The sequence below is a fragment of the Sphingomonas sp. PP-CE-1G-424 genome, assembly GCF_004341085.1.
Lineage (GTDB): Bacteria > Pseudomonadota > Alphaproteobacteria > Sphingomonadales > Sphingomonadaceae > Sphingomonas.
In genome coordinates this window covers 731,067-747,496 of sequence record NZ_SLXW01000001.1, presented here as the reverse complement: position 1 = coordinate 747,496, position 16,430 = coordinate 731,067, and the positions used below count along the sequence as shown (strand labels likewise).

Here is a 16,430-nt window from a genome sequence, read left to right as displayed (position 1 = left end):
ATGACCCGGCAGTCGGCCGGCGATCGGGTTCTGTGCCGATGTCCTAGCGGAGAGACCGCCCACATCATGTCTGTCTTACTGACACGATTGATCCGCGGTGGCGCGCCGAACATGGTTCTGCGTGGTTCGACGCTGTTCCTTCGATTCGCGCTGTCCTTTTACATCGTCAGCCAGCTCGGTCTGGCGGCGGCGGGCGTCTATGGCCTGGCGATCGGTGCGATCGGCATCGTCCCCGCGACGGTCGGCTGGGGCCTGAACTATTTCGTGTCGCGCGAAGTGGTCGGGCATACCCCCGCGACCGCCGCGCCGCTGATCCGCGACCGGCTGATCATCACCTTCGCGTCGTTGCTCGCAGGCACGCTGATCGCGGTGCCGGTCCTGGTCTGGCAGACCGGCGGGATCACGCAGACGCAGGTGCTGATCCTGATCCTCTTGTGGCTCGAGACGGTCGCGCTCGACATCTACATGCCGATGATCGGACTCGAACTCGCGCTGTTCGCCAACGTCCTCGTGTTCGTTCGCTCCGCCTTGTGGATCCCGATCGTCGTCGCGATCGGGTTCGCGCTGCCGGCGTTGAGGACGCTCGACATGATTTTCATCGGCTGGATCCTCAGCCATGTGCTCGCGATCGCGATGCTGTTCGTCTATCTGCGCCGCTGGCCGATGAAGGCGAGCCTGCGCGAGGAAAAGAAGCTGAGCGTGCTCGTCACGCGGGCCCGCCGCGCCTGGTATATCTATTTCAGCGACCTCGGCATCGTCGGACTGGGCTATGCCGACCGCTTCATCCTGAACGCGCTGCTCGGGCTGGTCGCGACGGGTATCTACAGCTTCTATTTCTCGATCACCAACGCGCTCCAGACCTTGATCTCGACCGCCGTGGTGCAACTCGCGCTACCGCGGATGGTGCGCGCGTTCCGCGGCGGCGATCCGGTCGAGTGGCAGGCCGAACTGCGCCGCCAGATGATGAAGACGATGACCTTCGCCGCGGTGTTCAGCGTCGGCATCTTCCTCGCGACCGAGATGATCTTCTACTTCGCGCCGGCGGGGCGTTTCCCGGTGTTTCGCGTGCTGCTCGCGATCATGCTGCTGGCGGCGACGATCCGTTCGGGCTCGGACCTGCTCAACGTGTCGATCACCAGCATGGGGCGCGACCGGATGTACGCGGTCAACAACGTCGCAGGCGTGATCGTCGCGATCGCGTTCGGCACCGGGTTCATGTATTTCTTCGGGCTGATCGGGGCGGGGCTGTCGGCCGCGGCTACCGCCAGCACGCTGTTCATCGTCCGTTTGCTCTATCTGCGTCATGTGCTCCGCAAGATGAAGCAACCCGAGCCTTTCTCGCAAACGGGGGGCGGCTCGGCAACGGAGATGCCCCGCCCATGACCGATACGCCCATGACCGACACGCGCAAGCCCCCCGCGTGGGCTACGTTCGCCGAGCATCTTCGTGGCGATCTGGTGCGCGTCGCCAAGGTCGGCGGGCAGCGGCCGGGCGGTGCGTTCCTGGTCTATGCGTGGCTGTTCCTGCCGGGTTTTCGCTTCATCCTGCAGCACCGGATCCAGCGGCTGCTCGCGTCGCTGCCAGTCGTCGGCCGGGTCGTCGCGCGGCTCTATTGGGCACGGACCTGTCGGCGATCGGGGTCCGAGATCGCCGCGATCGCGACTGTCGGCCCCGGCTGCTACATGCCGCACCCCTATGCGATCGTGCTCGGCGACTGCACGCTCGGCCGCAACGTCGCGGTCCTGCAATGCGTGACGATCGGCAAGCGCGGCGACGATGCGCCGCGCGGGCCGATCATCGGCGACGACGTCGAGATCGGCGCAGGCGCGACCATCCTCGGCCCGATCACGATCGGTCGCGGTGCCAAGATCGGCGCGAATTCAGTGGTGCTGAAGGACGTCCCCGCGGGCGCGGTCGCCGCCGGATCGCCGGCGCGCGTCCTCGGCGGCGCGCGATGACGGAGACTGCCGCGTCCGGTCGCCGAGCGCTGCGGGTCTTCTATATCGGTGCCGGCGATCCGGTCGATCCGCGCTCGGGCATGGACGTCGTCGCACGCGCGCACATCGCCGAACTCGCCGCCTCACGCGCGATCGACCTGACCGGCGTCTTCACGACGTTGCCCGCCGACACCCCGCCGCCCGCGTTCGGCGGCGTCGGCGGCTACCGCGCGGATACGAAGACGCCGTCCAAGGCGCGCAAGCTCGCGCATCTCTTGTCGGGTAAGCTGCTGATGAGCATCGGCTTCGTCTCGACCCCGGCGCGACGTGCGATCCGCGCGGGACTGGCGGCGAAACCCGATCTGATCGTGGTCGACCATATCCAGGCGCTCGCGAACGTGTCGCTGTGGCGGCTCGTGCTGGGGCGCACGCCCTTCGTCTTCATCGCGCACAACGTCACGCCAGACACGCTGGTCGACGGCGCGCGGCTGCGGAAATCGCGCGCGGCGGCGGCGTTCCTCCGCGTCGAGGCGGTGCAGGCGTGGCTGATCGAGGCGCTGCTGTTGCGGCGTGCGGCGCGGACCGTGTTCATCTCCGACAGCGATGCGCGCCACTATCGCAGCCTGACCGGCGCGAAGGGCGTCGCGCTGTGCCCGGTGATCGAGCGTGCGCCGGTTTCGGCGGTAAAGGCGATCGCGCCGCCATCCAACGACATCAACCATCGCCGCGTCCTTTTCATCGGCAGCCCCGGCTTCCCCCCCAATCGCGCCGCGATCGACTGGATCACGCGGTCGCTCGCGCCCGCGCTGCTGGCACTCGACGCCCCCGCGATCGTGACGTTCATCGGCAAGGGCACGCGCGACCATATCGGTACACCCGCCGCCAATGTCGAAACATTGGGCTTCGTCGCCGACGACGAGATGGAGCGGCTGCTCGGCGCGTGCCTGTGCATGCTGAGCCCGGTCGTCCACGGCAGCGGGTTGAAGATCAAGATGCTCGAGGCGTTCGCCGCCGGCGCACCGGTGATGGCGACGCCGCTGTCGCTCCAGGGTTTCGAATTCATGGGCGTGCCCGCGCTGCTCGACCTCGACCGGCCCGAGACCGCCGCCCGCCACATCCTCGGGCTCGCGCAGGACCCGGCAGCGGTCGAGGCGGCACGGACGCACGTCCGCGAGCGCTGGGCCGCGCACAGCCGGCAGCGCGAGGGCGCCCTGGTCGATACGCTGATCGGAGCGCGCGCAGGACGGGCCGGATGATGGCGCCCAAGACGGACAAGGAGCGGGCATCGTGAGCGAGCCGCAGACGCACGCAGAACCGACCGGTCCTTTCGGGACGAAGGTCAGGGTGCTCGATCCCAATTTGTCGATCTACCTTGATCTGCTGCGTCTGGTCGCGGCGTTCGAGGTGGTGCTCGGCCATGCCCGGCATTTCGTCATGCCCCGGCTGCCCGGGTTCATCTCGGGCCACACCGGCGAAGCGGTCGCGGTGTTCTTCGTGCTGTCGGGGTTCGTCATCGCTTTCGTCGCCGAGGAGAAGGAGCACAGCCTTCGCGCCTATGCGACCGCTCGCCTGTCGCGGCTCTATTCGGTCTGCCTGATCGCGCTGCTGACGGGGTTCGTCTGCGACATGATCACGCAGCGCTACGGCGCCGTGCCGCTCAGCGATCATCCGTTCTACGATCCAGCCTACCTTACCAACCTGCCGTTCGCGCTGACCTTCACCAACGAACTCTGGTTCAGCCACCGTGTGTTCGGCAGCAACGAGCCCTATTGGTCGCTCGGGTTCGAGGCCGCCTATTACGTGATCTTTGCCGCGTTCTTCTATCTCGGGCGCGTGCGGGGCGCGGTGATCGGCGTCCTGTTGATGCTCGCGTTCGGACCGAAGGTCGTCGCGTACATGCCGATCTGGCTGTTCGGGCTGCTCGCCTACCGCCACGTTCGCGCCGGCCGCGTGACGATGCCGAAGCGTTTGGCGCTCGCGACGTTCGTCGCGACTGTGCTCGCCTATTTCGTCGTCAAGCGCACGTTGGAGCATTGGGCGTGGCCGATGTACGACCAAGCCGACCTGGCGCAGCTGGCGAAGAGCTTCGTGTATTTCGCGCTCGTCGGCGGGCTGATCACCGTCAACATCATCGCGTTCCGGCGCGCGACCGAGGGGCGGACGATCTTCCCCTCCGGCATCGCCCGCGCGATCCGCTGGCTGGCCGGGGCAAGCTTCACGTTGTACCTCGTCCACCAGCCGTTCTTCCTTATGCTGGCGTCGGTGTTCCCGAAGTTGCGCGCGAGTGCGGGGGGTGGACCGGTGGCGATCCTAGCCGCGGTGATCCTCGCGCTGCTGATCGCCGAAGTGTCGGAGCGTCGCAAGCGGGTGTTCCAGCGCGCGTTCGGCAAGCTGCTCGGCGTCGCATCGCCGTCCCGATCGAAGGTCGTTTTGTAATAATCTTCGGAGCAAAACAAATATTAGTTAAGATCGAAGAAACTATAGAATAACAGCAATTTTTCATTGCATGCCACCTAGATAGAGCGAGGGTTCAGGGTTTCGCCCGCACTAGGGAACAGATGGTGGCAACGGTACACAACGCAGCATTTTTCGCGGATCCAGCCGAACGTCGCGCCGACACGCGAGTGGCGTTGGCGCGTACCGGTACGTTGCGCCTGCATGACGAGACGACGTCGCGCGAGATCCGCATCGCCGATCTCAACCGCGACGGGTGCCGGATTGAATCGGTACTGCCGTTGCTGCTCGATCAGAGTGTCGTGGTCGGTATTCCCGGCGTAGGCCAGCGCGAGGCGCAGATCACCTGGGCCGGCGCACGCGATTATGGTTGCCAGTTCGACCTGCCGCTACCTGCCGGCAGCATCACCGCGGCGATGACCGACAATGTTTATGGTTTGAACACCACCGGCGCGATCCGTGCGCCCGCCACGTTCAAATGGCAGCCGCGCGGGCGGTTGTTGCTGCTCGGCGTGATCAGCCTGGCGGGATGGACCGCGATCACCTTGGTGGTCGAGCGTTTGCTCGGCTGACAGTCCGCTAGGTTCGGAAACGTGCACTGGCCGCCTCCTCCACGCGCAGGATGGGGCGGCCAGTGTTTTTTTGTGCGCCTACAACATGCGGTAGCGTATTCCCGCACCGCTGCCCGACAGTGACACCACGACCGGCCGCGATCCGACCGGGATCGTCGTGTCGCGCGGGCCGGCGGGCGAACAGATTGGCCGGTAGGGCGTCGGCGCGCCGCCGATTTGCAGCTCGGCCTTCTGCGCGGCACGATCCGTCCACGCGATCAACGTACGCGACTGCCCGTCGCTCATCCTCGCCACGGTCAGGCCGGGCTGCGGCCGATCGATCCGCCAGCTTTTCGCGCGACCGATCAGGCGGCTGACATCGCGCATCATGCAGGCGGCGGGCTTGGGTTTGTAATCGTAGGTGAACAGCCCGAAATTGGCCTCGTTGTCGGTGGGATCCTGGGCCTGGTCCTTCAACTGATAGATCCAGACGCCGCGCATCCACGGCGTCGCCGCGGACCACAGCAGGAACTGGGCGATGTTATTGCCCGAATCGTTGCGCGCGATATCGCACGGCCCGCCCTGCGTGGTCGGCCAACCGATCTCGGTTACGTAGATCGGCATCGCCCGACCACCGCGGATCCGCATCTTCGTGGCGAGCGCCTGCATCCGTGTGATCGCTTCGGCGGCGGTCCGGTTATCGGGGCGTTCGCAGTGGTTATAGTAATGGACCGACAGGCCGTCGGCGCCCTTCAGCCCGCCGCCGCCGGCTACCGCGTGCACCCACTGCCACCCGTCATCCGTACCCGCCGCACCGGCCAGGACGGTGGCGTTCGGTTGGCTTGCGCGAATCGCGGCGGTCGCCTTGGCCGCCAGTCGGGCATAGGCGTCGCCGCCGCGCGGATCGCCGGGCGCGGCGCGTCCGATCAGCTTGCCCATCGCTGGCGCGGCGTTGAGGTTCCACTCGTTCCAGATCTCGTAGATCGGGCGTCGGCCTGCGGTCTGGCGCGCAGCCTCGCCGGCAAAGTTCGCAAACGCCGCACGACCCGCATCGGTAACGGGCACGCCGTCGCCGCCGATCGCCGGATTGGGATGATCGAGGATGAACAGCGGCCGCGCCTTGGTCGCGGCCAGGAACGCCGCCAGGCGGGGCCGCATGCTGCCCGGCGCGTTCATGCCCGCACCCTTGAAGCCGGGCCAGGTCAGGTCGTCGCGGAACGACGATGCACCGACCGTGTCGATCGCCTGCGCGGTCCGGGCGGGATCATAGCCATATTCGCCGCCGATCCCGAAATGCACGCCGACGCCGATGATCAACGGCACGGCGCGTGGCGTCAGCGGTCCATCGGGCAGCGGCCGCAACGGGCCGGGCGACGACGACGGCATCGGCGCCATCGAGGCGAGCGCGACGGCACCCCCGACCAGCCCGGTCAGCACCAGCCCGGTACGGGCCACGATCTTCCCGGCCGTGAGGCGGGATTTCGGGGATCGAATAGATGGCATTGGCTTCTCCTCAACCCCCGGAATCGCGCCCTACCGCCCCCGCGGCGCGGGCTCAATAGGCGTTGCTGTGGACGAGAACGGTCATCGTCCGGAACAGGATCTTGACGTCGCGCATCAGACTCCAGTCATGGAGATATTCGAGATCGGCCTGCAGCCGGTTCTTCAGATCGACGTCGCGGTGGGTCGCGCCGCGGAACCCGCGAACCTGTGCGAGGCCGGTGATTCCGGGCTTCAGCGCGTGGCGATGCCAATATTCGCGATCGACTTCCCAGAACAGCTGGTTGCCCGCGAGCGACCCGAGCGCGTGCGGGCGCGGCCCGACCAGGCTCATGTCGCCGAGCAGGACGTTCAGGAACTGCGGGATCTCGTCGAGACTGGTCTTGCGGATGAACGCGCCGACGCGGGTGATGCGCTTGTCGTCGCGCTGCGTCGACGTTGCGCCCTTCGCATCGAGGCTTTCGACGCGCATCGAGCGGAACTTCAGGATGTTGAAGATGCGGTTGCCGCGGCCGATTCGCTCCTGCCGGAACAGCACGGGGCCGGGCGAATCGAGCTTCACCGCGAGCGCGATCAGTACGAGCGCCGGGGAGATCGCGATCAGCACGATCAGCGTCACGATGATGTCGAGCGCGCGCTTCTTGGCCATGTCGGTATAGCTCAGCGGCCCGCGTGCAACGAGCAGCGTCTGGCGGCCCTTGAAGTTCTGCAGGCCCAACACGCCGAGCTTGCCGAAACCGGCCGACAGGATCTCGCCGTCGACATTGGCGCCGCGCAACAGCAGCGACCAGTCGAGCTGGCGATCGACCGGGCAGTGCACCACGACCCGCTCGTACTTACTGACCATCTGGCCGAACCGGTTGAGCATGTGCGGATTGCCCATGTCCGGCTCGATCCCGGCCTCGCCGGCAAAGATCGTGTCGCAGAGCTTTGGCTCGTGCCATTGCGCGCGCGGCACGTCGTCGACGATCAGCAGTTCGGCGACCAGCTTCGGCGCGACCGTGCGCCGGACGACGATGACGATGATCATCCGGAACGTCGCCATCAGGATCGTCGTGCCGCCGAAACCGATCGCGAACGCGACGCGCGAGATGTCGTTGCCCGCCTGGACGAAGAAGATCAGCGTCAGCAGCGCGAACCCGGTGATCGCCAGCGGCACGATCGCGCGCATCATCGATTCGGTGCCACTGGTGATCGCAGGTCGGGAATACGCCTTGTTATTGAAGGCGATAAGGAAATAGATTGGCAGAACCGGATAAGCGAGATCGATCCCGCTGAGCGACAGCCAATTGTCGCCGCGTACGAAGCTGCCGATCGCGAATCCGATTGCGATCGCGAACAGGTCGGTCGCGATCAACAGGCAATATAGCCGCAGGCGCAGGTTCCGTCGGTGGAGGGCGCCGGCCAACGAAACTTCGCCGAGATGGTCCATGGCTACTTCCATCGCGTGACTTTATCCTTAGAAAATCGGCCCCTGGCCACCCGACCGGTTTTCGCTGCGCTGCAACAGTGATAGCGGGTGGGCCATCGTGGAGCAATCACGGCGATATAACCTTACGATGCAGGATCTAACCTGAACGAAACACTCGAATCAGTTTAGATGGCCACCCATGGCGGCGCATAGCAGCCTTGCAACAATATGGCGTCACACCGTGCCTATCCCCGGATAGAATTGGAAAATAGAGACAATGATCGCAGTTAATGGTCGTTTTCTGGGACGTTCGGTCACCGGTGTCGAACGGTTCGCGCGTATGTTGCTGGGGCAGGTTCACGACCGCATCGTGGCGGGCGTCGAGCCGCCCCGCTGGACGCTGTTGCTGCCGCCCGGCGTTGCTGCACCGCCAGAATGGCCGCGGTTTTCGATGCGCACCGTTGGTCGCGGCGGTGGTCACGCCTGGGAGCAGATCCATCTGCCCCGGGCCGCGCACGGGTCGACGCTTCTCAATCTGTGCAACTCCGGCCCGGTCGCGCCGCGCCGGTCGCTGACCGTGATCCACGACGCACTGGTCTACGATCTGCCGGAGAATTTCTCGAGACCGTATAGGACGATGCACCGGACGCTCGGGCATCTCATCGCGCGTCGCTCGCAGATCGCGACCGTGTCGGGCTTTTCGCGCGATCGTCTGGCCGCCGTGCTCAAGCTCGACCCCGCCAGGATCCCCGTGATCCCCAACGCGGCGGACCATGTCGACGCGATCGTCCCCGATACCGACATCGTCGCGCAACTGGGCCTGATCCCGGGGCGATTCCTGCTGTTTGTCGGATCGTTCGCGCCGAACAAGAACCTGCCGCGCGCGCTCGAGGCGTTCGCGCGGGTCGCCCAGCCTGACGATCGGCTCGTGCTGGTCGGGGCGGCGGTCAAGTCGTTCGCGCAGAACGGCATGGACGACGTGCCGCCCGGCGTGATCCTGCCGGGCCGGATCAGCGACGAGGCGTTGATGGGGCTGTACCGCGCCGCCCGCGCGCTGGTGTTTCCCAGCCTGTACGAAGGCTTCGGCATCCCACCGCTGGAGATGATGCAGTTCGGCCGTCCGGTGCTGGCGGGTGATATTCCCCCGGTGCGCGAAGTGTGCGGCGATGCGGCGCTGTACGTCGATCCGACCTCGGTCGACTCGATCGCCGGGGGGCTGGAGCGGATCCTGCGCGACGACATTTTGGTCGACGATCTGGCGGCACGCACCGCGGCGCGGGTTGACGCCTATAGCTGGTCGGCGAGCACCGACGATCTGATCGCCGCGCTCGCTGCGATCTGAATAGCGAGTAAAGAAACGCGAATCAGACGGGGCGGTCGGCGTCGCTGGCGTAGAGCGCGATATAGCGGCCCGCGACCGCCGCTTCGGAGAATTGCTCGAGCAATGCCGGATCGGCGGTGCGGCGCGCGCGCCAGGTCGCCGGGTCGTCGAGCGCAAGGCGCAGCTGCGACGCGAGCGCCTCGGGATCGTCCTTGGCGTACATCGCCGAGAGCGGCGCCATATGGCCGATCTCGGGCGTGCCGCCAGCGTCGGAATACAAGGTCGGCGTGCCGCGCGCGAGGCTTTCGATCATGGTACGCGGCAGCGGTTCGGGCCAGGTCGAGCCGATGATCAGGACGTCGATGCTGTCGTAGAACGCATCGGCCTCGACGAACCCCATCCAGTCGATCCGCGGATCCGGATGGCGCGCCTTCAGTCCGTCGATATAGTCGGTCTGGCCACCGCCGGCGATGCGCAGTCGCCAGTCGCCTTCGACGCTGGTAATCGCCGCGAGCACCACTTCGATGCCCTTTTCAGGTTCGACCCGGCCGATCACGCCGAACACCAGGCCGGGGGCGTCCTCGCGCCCCGGTCGTTCCGCGCTGGACACCACCGCGTTCACATCGGCGATGTTGAAGATCACGCGGCTCGGCGTATCGTCGAAGAAGCCGTGACGCTCGTGCGTATCGATCACGTACTGACTGTTCGAGGCGACCGCATCGACGAGCGGGGTATTGCGCTTCTTGCGGTCGGTCAGCAGGCGGCAATCGGCGCAGCGCTCGACGCAATCCTTGCGGTCGCGGTATAGCGCGGCACGCGCGCACATAAGGCTGTAGTCGCGCAGCGTGTGGACGATCCGGATGTCGTTGGCGCGCGCCCAGTGCCAGATCTCGGTCGAGAACCCCTGCAGATTGTTGGTGTGCAGCACGTCGGGCTTGATCCGCTTGGCGAGCGCGATCAGGTCGCGGGTCGCCCGCCGATTTTTCCGGTCGCGCAGGTGCCACATCAGGCGCACGGGCTTGGACGGCCGATGCCCGGGGCGGAACGGCCAATAGATGTTGCGCAGTGGCAGGCGGTGTACCGTGACCGGACCGTCGCGTTCCTCGATGATCGTATCGCCGTCGTGCAGCGAGGCGACGTGCACGTCGTGACCGCGCGCGCCGACCGCCCGGCCAAGCAGCGCGACCGACCGCTCGGCGCCACCGACGAGGGAGGGGGGATACAACGTGTTCACGATCAGAATGCGCATGCTACCCTATCAATTCGTCTTTTGCGTATCAGCCGCGACCCAAATACCGCGGAGGAGGCGCACCATGGAATTCAAGGCGGCGTAATTCTTAGGCGACATCCACCCGTTCTGGTCGATCGTTACTGTCGTCGCGACCAAATCCAGCGCGGATACAACGCCATCGAACGTTCATCTCGCGTCTGCGATATCGTGACCTCAGCATCTTTCGCAACCGTGAACTTGTGGAGGAAAGGGCAGGCACGTGTCCTCGACAGACGATATTTTTACAAAAAACGATACGAGTTCACCGATATGGCTTTGCGTGACGTCACAATTGCCGCAATGCACAAAAAATTTCTTTATACCATTTTCACCATGCCGGATGGCAGTCTCAAGCAGAGGTAGTGTTCGCCCATGACCAATACGGAATCAGGCGAAGCCGCCGGTTTCCGCGCGGCGGTCCGGCGTGATCTCGCGTTGTTCGCCCATCACGAATCGACCATCGTAACCGCGGGCTTCACCTTGCGGATGATCCTGGTGACGCAAGGGTTCCAGTTCGTGCTGGCGCGGCGGATCCAGGATCTGTTGGCGCGCATTCCGGTTATTGGTCGTCCGATGCGGCGTATCTGGTGGTGGGCGACGTGCCGCTCGTTCGGTTCGGAGATCGCGATCGGCTGTACGGTTTCGCCGGGACTGTACATTCCTCATCCGTACGGGATCGTCGTGGGCGTCTGCACCTTGGGCGAAAACGTCGCGATCCTGCAGAACGTGACGATCGGCTCGCGCCATTCGCACAGCCCTGGTCATGCACGGATCGGCCGAAACGCCTATCTGTCGGCAGGGGCGGCAATTATAGGCGCGATCTCAATCGGGGAGGGAGCCATGATCGGCGCCAATGCCGTAGTGTTGCGTGACGTGCCGAACGGTGCGGTCGCGGTTGGCGTGCCGGCCCGGATCGTCGCCGCGTCATGATGCTGCGCGAACTTTCGTCCTATAGCCATTGGAGCGGCACGCGATGCGCATCCTAAGCATTTCCGCCTATTACCCGCCTTATGTGATCGGTGGCGCGGAACTGTGCGCGCACAGTCTGACCTACTGGTTCGCGGCCAATGGCCATGAGGCGGCGGTGTTGACCGCGGCGCCGATGGCCGAGCATGAGAGCTGGGCGACGCCGCAGGACGGCTACACGCTGTACCGGGTCGGCACCCCGCATATCTATCCGGTGTTCAAGACCAGTCAGGCGCCGGGCTGGAAGAAGCCGATCTGGCATGCGCAGGATCATTACGATCCGCGCAACGAGGCTATGTTCGAGCAGGTCATCGCCGATTTCAAACCCGACTTCATCCATATCCACTGGATATCGGGGCTGGGCTATAACGGGTTGAAGGCGATCGGCCGTCACGACATCCCGACCGCGATCACGTTGCACGACCTCGCCTATACCTGCCTGCGTACGACAATGTTCCGCGGCAGCGACGAGTGCGTCGGTCAGTGTACGAGTTGCCGCGTGAGCTCGAAGGTCAAGATGGGGTTCCTGCGTGAGATCCCGCGGCTCGGCTTCATCTCGCCGTCGCAGTCCAACCTCGACACGGTGTCGTCGTTCCTGCCGATCGAGGACTATCCGCGGTTCCACATCCTCAACCCCAACCGCTATCCCACGCCGCGCACCACGCACGTGCCGTCGGATACGGTGCGACTGGTGTTCGTCGGACGGCTGGAAAAGACCAAGGGGATCAATTTCCTCCTCGAATTGCTCGATCCGCTCGCCGCGCAGTATAAGTTCCATCTCACCGTGCTCGGCAAGGGGCCGGAGGATCAGGCGTTGCGGGCGGCGTATGGCGATCGCCCATGGCTGACGATGCAGGGCCATGTGCCGCAGCAGAACGTCTCCGATCTGATGGCCGAAAGCGATATGCTGATCGTTCCGTCGCTATGGGCCGAAAATTCGCCGGGCGTCGTGTTCCAGGCGCTGGTCAACGCGGTGCCGGTGATGGGCAGCGACAAGGGCGGGCTGCCCGAACTGATCGAGCCCGGTGTCAACGGGATGCTGGTGCCCCCCGGCGACACCGAGCGGTGGCGCGCGGCGATCGTCGACGTGTTGGAGCATCCCGAGCAATTGCTGGTCCTGCGCGAGCAGGCCGCCAAGCAGACCGACCGGTACGACTATGACGTGCTCGCCAAACAGATGCTCGACGCGTTCGACCAGATCGCGGCCGGCAGCGGAAACCGCTGACCGGCGCGGGGTTCGCGGTTTGTCCGGCAGCCTAGAGCAGGCGGGCGTTGACCCCAAGTCGGCTGGCGTTGGGCATGTCGATCACGACCGGCATCTCGCCGATGGTGAGGGTGCGGTCGGAGGCGGCGGCAGCGGTGGCCTGGCACAGGGTGCGGGTGGTGTAGGCGGCGGTGCCGCCGACCGTGATCCGCCCCTGCCGGCCGGCTACCGCGCTCCACGCGACGATCGCCAGGCCGCGCGACGTCGTGACGCGGATCACCGTCAAGCCGTTGTCGACGCTCTGCACCGCCATCGCCTTCGCATCGGCGATCACCGCGCTGGCATCGGCGAACGCGCACTGCGCCGACTTCGCCGCGTAATTGGCGTCGTACAGACCGAAATTATGCTGGATGTTGGTCGGATCGACACCCGAATCTTTGGTCTCGTAATACCAGGATCCCGCCACCCAGGGCAGCGCGGCGGTGTGCAGCAGGAATTGCGGCACGTTGGTCGCGATCTTCGCCGCGCTCACCGCACAGACGTTGGTACCCGCCGGCCAGCCCCATTCGGTGACATACAAGGGCAGGTCGCGCCCGCCATTGGCGCCGGCGATCTTCGAATGCAGCAGCGTCAGCCGGCCCAGCGCCTCGGACGCGGTGCGGTTGGCGGTACTGGCGCAGTGATTGTAGATGTGTGCGGAGACGCCATCGGCCTGCGCCGCGGCCCCGCGGGCGAGGACGTCGAGCGTCCATTGCCAGTCGGGATCGTCGCCCGCCGCGCCCACCAAGACCTTCGCAGTCGGTGCGACCTGCTTTATCGCGCTGGTCGCACGCGCAGCGAGCGGCGCGTAGTAGAGCGACGCGCGATAGTCCGACGCGTCGCCCGGACCGACCATCACCGGCTTGTCGCGGACGACGTTGCGGTTCCATTCGTTCCAGATCTCGTAGATCGCATCACGGCCCGCGGTCGCGGCGACCGCGCGCTGCGCATAGGCCGCGAACGCGGTCTGTCCGGCATCGGCGACGGGCGGCGAGGCGCCCGGAATGAACGCGTTGCCGTTGTTGAGGATATACAAAGGGCGTGCGGTGGTCTTGCCGAGGAAGGTCACGAGCGGCTGCGGCAGGTGCGCGCCGTTGACGTCCCAGTCTGGTGCGAGCGCGTTCCAGTAGAGATCCTCGCGGAACGCCCGGATGCCGCTATCGGTAAACCGCTGCGCGACGCTGTCGGGATCGTAACCGGCGAGCGCCGCATAGGAGAAGTGCGTGGCCGCGCCGACGATATAGGGCGACGCGCGCACCGGCAGGTCCGACGCGGCGAATATGATCGCGGTGGCGCCGGCTTCGGTGGGCAGCGCGCTGGCGTCGGCGGCGGTCGGCGTGGCGGCCGGCGCGGGCGTCGGCGACGGCACTGCAGCAGGAACGGTCGTGACCGCCTCGGTCGAGGCGGAACTGCCGTCCCCGCCGCCGCAGGATGCGAGCAAAATGCTGAATAGTGGCAAAAAACGGCGAACCATGACGAACCCTCGATGAGGACTCATGCTTAATTTGCAGGGTTTTACATGCGGTTAATGGAGGGGACATATAGGAACACTTATGCGGCAGCGCAGCGTGATCGAAGGTGAGTTCGTCTTTTACATCGGTTAGGAGCGTCTTGACGCCGTGGATACGAGAAGGCACGCAGACTCTATGTTCGGTTGTTATTCCTCACCGGTTCGTCGCTCGATGTTGCATTGCAGCATGAATCGCGCGCGAGTCTTCAGCGTCCTTGCCCAGGCAATGGGTGCCGCTGCCTTCGTCGTTCCGCAGGTCGCCGTCGCGCAGTCCGAGCAGCTGGGGAATCCGTTGCTACCGATCCCGCTGATCGGCGTGACGACGATCGATCAGCCGGGTCTGAGCGTGACGCCGTCGGGAGAGGTTGCCTATGACGACAACATCTTCCGAACCAACGAAAACCGCGCGGCACCGGTCGACGACATCATCGTCACGCCTGCCGTGCGTGCCACCTATCAACGGCAGGTCGGGCACAACGACCTGCGCGTCGACGGCGATTTTGCCTATAGTTTCTATACCCGGAACACCGATCGCAGCCGCGCGCGCGCCGACATAGAGGGGACCGGCACGATCCGAGTCGCCGGCATCTGCCAGATCCAGCCCGATCTGCGATTCGCGCGGCAGCAGGCCGATTATGGCGACATCAACGGCCCGGTCGACAATTTCCAGACGTTTTCGACGGTGGCGGTCAAGGCCAGCTGCCCTCGCGCCGTGGGGTTCTTCCCGCTGGCCGAAGTGTCGCGGCGGACGACGCGCAACACGACGCAATTCGATTTCGCGGATCAGACGCTGGTCTCCGCGGCGGGCGGAATCGGCTATGCGCGTCCCAGCCTGGGACAGGTGGCACTGTTTTATCGCTATTCGCGAGCAGATCGTCCGACGATCGGCGTCGTCAATCGCATCGACGAGGCGGGCGTGACGTTCAATCGCGCGGTCGTGAGCCGGGTCGAACTGAACGTCGATCTGCATTACCTGCAGGCGCGAAGCGAGGGGGCCAACGTGCGCCCCTATCATGGCCCCGGCTGGGACGTTGACCTCGTGTTCCGGCCTATTCCGCGGATCATGTTCAAGGGTGAGGCGGGTCGGCGCATCGTCAACGATTCGCTGGTGCCGTCCGGGTTCACCGTACAGTCCGATTACGCGCTGAACACCGAATGGCGGTTTGCCGAGCGCACCACGCTGCGCGGCGGCGCGGTTCTTGGGCGGCGACAGTTTCGCGGCGATCCGCTTGTGATCGCGTCGCCTTTTTCCAGCGATCGTTTTTCCAGCCTGACTTTGGGGCTGACCCGTGCGATGGGCGAGCGCCTCAATCTGACGTTGGATGGCCAGCGCACGTCGCGGCGTACCAATACGGGGTTAAACGATTATGATGCCAACCGCGCCGCGGCCGGCGTATCGTACAGGTTCTGACACAATGACGAGGCACATCATGACAGTTAGCTGGCCCTTCGTACGCCTGGCTGGCGCAGTGGCCTTGTCCGCGGTGCCGCTCGCGCAGGCGCAGGCGCAGGCGCAGGTCGCCAATGCACCCGTTGGTCAGACCGGCGTCGGTCAGGGACCCGTCACGCCGGCAAGCTCGTACGTGCTCGGCCCCAACGACGAGATTTCGGTCACCGTGTTCGGGCAGGATTCGATGTCGTCGAAGACGCGGATCCGCGCCGACGGCACGATCACCGCGCCGTTCCTCGGCGTGGTCCAGGCGGCGGGCAAGACGACCGCGCAGCTCGGCACCGAATTGTCGCAGGCGTATGTCCGCGGCGGCTATCTGAGCAAGCCCTCGATCAACGTCGAGATCACCGCCTATGCCAGCAAGACCGCGACCGTGCTGGGTGCCGTACCCAATTCGGGTCTCTACCCGATCGATCGTCCCTATACCGTGTCGGCGATGGTCGCGCGCGCGGGCGGGCCACGGATCGACGGCGCCAACGCTGTGATCCTGACCCCGGTCGGTGGCCAGCCGGTCCGCATCTCGCTCGCCGATCTGGCAGGCGGCGCGTCGCGCATGGTCCAGCCGGGCGATACGCTGTTCGTGCCGACCGCCGAATCGGTCTATGTCTACGGCGAAGTCAACAAGGGCGGCGCCTATCCGATCCAGCCCGGCATGACCTTCCGCCAGGCGCTGGCGCTCGCCGGCGGGCCGACGCTGGCCGGTTCGGTCAAGCGGATCGAAGTGCGGCGCGGCGGTCAGAAGATCGACAAGCCCGATCTCGACATGGTGGTCCAGCCCGAAGACGTGCTGGTCATCAAGGAAAAGTGGTTCTGATCG

General features: G+C 65.5%; 15 protein-coding genes. 11 read left to right on the top strand and 4 right to left on the bottom strand.

Annotation, left to right across the window (positions count from 1 at the left end):
- The first annotated feature begins 66 nt into the window (after window positions 1-66).
- The 5 genes from C8J43_RS03425 to C8J43_RS03405 all read left to right on the top strand — a co-directional run bounded on the left by C8J43_RS03425 (window position 67) and on the right by C8J43_RS03405 (window position 4,963).
- Window positions 67-1,383, top strand: a complete 1,317-nt coding sequence (locus tag C8J43_RS03425) for a hypothetical protein (RefSeq protein WP_133029714.1) — start codon at window positions 67-69, stop codon at window positions 1,381-1,383.
- Complete coding sequence (locus C8J43_RS22135; protein WP_207893314.1) at window positions 1,380-1,958, top strand: DapH/DapD/GlmU-related protein; 579 nt, start codon at window positions 1,380-1,382, stop codon at window positions 1,956-1,958. The genes C8J43_RS03425 and C8J43_RS22135 overlap by 4 nt, the downstream gene beginning before the upstream one ends.
- Window positions 1,955-3,193, top strand: coding sequence for a glycosyltransferase (locus tag C8J43_RS03415; RefSeq protein WP_133029713.1), 1,239 nt, complete (start codon window positions 1,955-1,957; stop codon window positions 3,191-3,193). Before C8J43_RS22135 ends, C8J43_RS03415 begins: the two co-directional genes overlap by 4 nt.
- Before the next feature lie 31 nt (window positions 3,194-3,224).
- Window positions 3,225-4,373, top strand: a complete 1,149-nt coding sequence (locus tag C8J43_RS03410; RefSeq protein ID WP_165899532.1) for an acyltransferase — start codon at window positions 3,225-3,227, stop codon at window positions 4,371-4,373.
- A 125-nt stretch (window positions 4,374-4,498) separates the two neighbouring features.
- Window positions 4,499-4,963 carry a PilZ domain-containing protein gene (locus C8J43_RS03405; RefSeq protein ID WP_165899531.1) on the top strand — a complete coding sequence of 155 codons (465 nt, stop codon included), beginning with the start codon at window positions 4,499-4,501 and terminating at the stop codon, window positions 4,961-4,963.
- Window positions 4,964-5,041: 78 nt separating this feature from the next.
- Here C8J43_RS03405 and C8J43_RS03400 read toward each other — a convergent pair whose 3' ends face one another.
- Window positions 5,042-6,445 carry a cellulase family glycosylhydrolase gene (locus C8J43_RS03400; RefSeq protein ID WP_133029710.1) on the bottom strand — a complete coding sequence of 468 codons (1,404 nt, stop codon included), beginning with the start codon at window positions 6,443-6,445 and terminating at the stop codon, window positions 5,042-5,044.
- 52 nt (window positions 6,446-6,497) lie between these two features.
- The gene (locus C8J43_RS03395; RefSeq protein WP_056054069.1) at window positions 6,498-7,886 is read right to left on the bottom strand and encodes an exopolysaccharide biosynthesis polyprenyl glycosylphosphotransferase; all 1,389 of its coding nucleotides are present in this window, start codon (window positions 7,884-7,886) and stop codon (window positions 6,498-6,500) included.
- A 244-nt stretch (window positions 7,887-8,130) separates the two neighbouring features.
- On the opposite strand from C8J43_RS03395, the gene C8J43_RS03390 reads away from it, so the two are divergent.
- Window positions 8,131-9,195: a glycosyltransferase family 1 protein gene (locus tag C8J43_RS03390; protein WP_133029709.1), complete on the top strand. Its 1,065-nt coding sequence runs from the start codon at window positions 8,131-8,133 to the stop codon at window positions 9,193-9,195.
- Between the two features lie 22 nt (window positions 9,196-9,217).
- On the opposite strand, the gene C8J43_RS03385 is transcribed toward C8J43_RS03390, so the two are convergent.
- Window positions 9,218-10,423 carry a glycosyltransferase family 4 protein gene (locus C8J43_RS03385; protein WP_133029708.1) on the bottom strand — a complete coding sequence of 402 codons (1,206 nt, stop codon included), beginning with the start codon at window positions 10,421-10,423 and terminating at the stop codon, window positions 9,218-9,220.
- A 21-nt stretch (window positions 10,424-10,444) separates the two neighbouring features.
- Between C8J43_RS03385 and C8J43_RS03380 the strand changes: the two genes are divergently transcribed.
- Genes C8J43_RS03380 through C8J43_RS03370 form a run of 3 tightly spaced genes read left to right on the top strand, consistent with a single transcriptional unit; the run spans window position 10,445 to window position 12,635 of the window.
- Window positions 10,445-10,807, top strand: a complete 363-nt coding sequence (locus C8J43_RS03380; protein WP_133029707.1) for a hypothetical protein — start codon at window positions 10,445-10,447, stop codon at window positions 10,805-10,807.
- 9 nt (window positions 10,808-10,816) lie between these two features.
- Complete coding sequence (locus tag C8J43_RS03375; protein ID WP_133029706.1) at window positions 10,817-11,374, top strand: serine acetyltransferase; 558 nt, start codon at window positions 10,817-10,819, stop codon at window positions 11,372-11,374.
- A gap of 43 nt (window positions 11,375-11,417) precedes the next feature.
- The gene (locus C8J43_RS03370) at window positions 11,418-12,635 is read left to right on the top strand and encodes a glycosyltransferase family 4 protein (protein ID WP_133029705.1); all 1,218 of its coding nucleotides are present in this window, start codon (window positions 11,418-11,420) and stop codon (window positions 12,633-12,635) included.
- A gap of 31 nt (window positions 12,636-12,666) precedes the next feature.
- On the opposite strand, the gene C8J43_RS03365 is transcribed toward C8J43_RS03370, so the two are convergent.
- On the bottom strand, window positions 12,667-14,127 hold the full coding sequence (locus tag C8J43_RS03365; RefSeq protein ID WP_133029704.1) for a hypothetical protein: 1,461 nt from the start codon (window positions 14,125-14,127) through the stop codon (window positions 12,667-12,669).
- Between the two features lie 223 nt (window positions 14,128-14,350).
- Here C8J43_RS03365 and C8J43_RS03360 point away from each other — a divergent pair, with 223 nt between their 5' ends.
- Window positions 14,351-15,574 carry an outer membrane beta-barrel protein gene (locus tag C8J43_RS03360; RefSeq protein ID WP_165899530.1) on the top strand — a complete coding sequence of 408 codons (1,224 nt, stop codon included), beginning with the start codon at window positions 14,351-14,353 and terminating at the stop codon, window positions 15,572-15,574.
- Between the two features lie 19 nt (window positions 15,575-15,593).
- A complete protein-coding gene (locus C8J43_RS03355; protein WP_133029702.1) occupies window positions 15,594-16,427 on the top strand; it encodes a polysaccharide biosynthesis/export family protein in 834 nt (277 codons plus the stop codon).
- Window positions 16,428-16,430 lie beyond the last annotated feature (3 nt).

What these genes read in the sequence shown, in the direction of transcription:
- C8J43_RS03425 (WP_133029714.1), top strand. Translation starts at nt 67, where the DNA reads ATGTCTGTCTTACTGACACGATTGATCCGCGGTGGCGCGCCGAACATG.
- C8J43_RS22135 (WP_207893314.1), top strand. Translation starts at nt 1,380, where the DNA reads ATGACCGATACGCCCATGACCGACACGCGCAAGCCCCCCGCGTGGGCT.
- C8J43_RS03415 (WP_133029713.1), top strand. Translation starts at nt 1,955, where the DNA reads ATGACGGAGACTGCCGCGTCCGGTCGCCGAGCGCTGCGGGTCTTCTAT.
- C8J43_RS03400 (WP_133029710.1), bottom strand. Translation starts at nt 6,445, where the DNA reads ATGCCATCTATTCGATCCCCGAAATCCCGCCTCACGGCCGGGAAGATC.
- C8J43_RS03395 (WP_056054069.1), bottom strand. Translation starts at nt 7,886, where the DNA reads ATGGAAGTAGCCATGGACCATCTCGGCGAAGTTTCGTTGGCCGGCGCC.
- C8J43_RS03390 (WP_133029709.1), top strand. Translation starts at nt 8,131, where the DNA reads ATGATCGCAGTTAATGGTCGTTTTCTGGGACGTTCGGTCACCGGTGTC.
- C8J43_RS03385 (WP_133029708.1), bottom strand. Translation starts at nt 10,423, where the DNA reads ATGCGCATTCTGATCGTGAACACGTTGTATCCCCCCTCCCTCGTCGGT.
- C8J43_RS03375 (WP_133029706.1), top strand. Translation starts at nt 10,817, where the DNA reads ATGACCAATACGGAATCAGGCGAAGCCGCCGGTTTCCGCGCGGCGGTC.
- C8J43_RS03370 (WP_133029705.1), top strand. Translation starts at nt 11,418, where the DNA reads ATGCGCATCCTAAGCATTTCCGCCTATTACCCGCCTTATGTGATCGGT.
- C8J43_RS03365 (WP_133029704.1), bottom strand. Translation starts at nt 14,127, where the DNA reads ATGGTTCGCCGTTTTTTGCCACTATTCAGCATTTTGCTCGCATCCTGC.
- C8J43_RS03360 (WP_165899530.1), top strand. Translation starts at nt 14,351, where the DNA reads ATGAATCGCGCGCGAGTCTTCAGCGTCCTTGCCCAGGCAATGGGTGCC.
- C8J43_RS03355 (WP_133029702.1), top strand. Translation starts at nt 15,594, where the DNA reads ATGACAGTTAGCTGGCCCTTCGTACGCCTGGCTGGCGCAGTGGCCTTG.